The sequence below is a fragment of the Burkholderia sp. AU33545 genome, assembly GCF_020419685.1.
GTDB lineage: Bacteria > Pseudomonadota > Gammaproteobacteria > Burkholderiales > Burkholderiaceae > Burkholderia > Burkholderia diffusa.
Genome location: NZ_JAIZRQ010000018.1, coordinates 1 through 1,316, shown reverse-complemented (window position 1 = coordinate 1,316; position 1,316 = coordinate 1). Strand labels below are relative to the sequence as shown.

At 51.3% G+C, this 1,316-nt stretch carries 2 tRNA genes and 2 rRNA genes; all 4 read left to right on the top strand.

Annotated features, from left to right (window positions below):
• A 16S ribosomal RNA gene (locus LGM71_RS33100) occupies positions 1–110 on the top strand; the annotation flags it as partial.
• 63 nt (positions 111–173) lie between these two features.
• Positions 174–250, top strand: a tRNA-Ile gene (locus LGM71_RS33095).
• A 38-nt stretch (positions 251–288) separates the two neighbouring features.
• Positions 289–364: transfer RNA gene (locus LGM71_RS33090), tRNA-Ala, on the top strand.
• Positions 365–645: 281 nt separating this feature from the next.
• A 23S ribosomal RNA gene (locus LGM71_RS33085) occupies positions 646–1,316 on the top strand; the annotation flags it as partial.

The window sequence follows — 1,316 nt, the reverse complement described above, 5'->3', positions numbered from 1 at the left end:
AAGTGGCTAGTCTAACCGCAAGGAGGACGGTCACCACGGTAGGATTCATGACTGGGGTGAAGTCGTAACAAGGTAGCCGTATCGGAAGGTGCGGCTGGATCACCTCCTTTCCAGAGCTTCTCGCAAAGTTGAGCGCTCACGCTTATCGGCTGTAAATTTAAAGACAGACTCAGGGGTCTGTAGCTCAGTCGGTTAGAGCACCGTCTTGATAAGGCGGGGGTCGTTGGTTCGAATCCAACCAGACCCACCATTGTCTGGCGGTAACACCTGAGGCAAATCTGTACTCATGGGGGCATAGCTCAGCTGGGAGAGCACCTGCTTTGCAAGCAGGGGGTCGTCGGTTCGATCCCGTCTGCCTCCACCAATCACCAACGCTAAGGGCTTGGTTCAGACACTGAACCGAGAATTTTGCATTGGCGATTGAGCCAGTCAGAGGATACGTAGTATGTATCGGCTGTCGTTCTTTAACAATCTGGAAGAAGTAAGTAATTTGGATAGCGGAAGCGTCTTGAGATGGACGTGGAAACTATCCGGGTTGTGATTGTATCGATGTATCTCAAGATGATTCGAACTCTATGTTCGACTCGATTTTGGAATACGGCACAACGCGAGAACTCAACCTGTAACGAGACAGACTCGTTATAGGGTCAAGCGAACAAGTGCATGTGGTGGATGCCTTGGCGATCACAGGCGATGAAGGACGCGGTAGCCTGCGAAAAGCTACGGGGAGCTGGCAAACGAGCTTTGATCCGTAGATGTCCGAATGGGGAAACCCACTCCTTTTGGAGTATCCATGGCTGAATACATAGGCCATGTGAAGCGAACGCGGTGAACTGAAACATCTAAGTAACCGCAGGAAAAGAAATCAACCGAGATTCCCAAAGTAGTGGCGAGCGAAATGGGATGAGCCTTGCACTCTTTATTTGTATTGTTAGCCGAACGCTCTGGAAAGTGCGGCCATAGCAGGTGATAGCCCTGTAGGCGAAAACAGTATGAAAGAACTAGGTGTGCGACAAGTAGGGCGGGACACGTGAAATCCTGTCTGAAGATGGGGGGACCATCCTCCAAGGCTAAATACTCGTGATCGACCGATAGTGAACCAGTACCGTGAGGGAAAGGCGAAAAGAACCCCGGGAGGGGAGTGAAATAGATCCTGAAACCGCATGCATACAAACAGTCGGAGCCTCGAAAGGGGTGACGGCGTACCTTTTGTATAATGGGTCAGCGACTTACGTTCAGTAGCAAGCTTAACCGTATAGGGCAGGCGTAGCGAAAGCGAGTCCGAATAGGGCGTTCAGTTGCTGGGCGTAGACCCG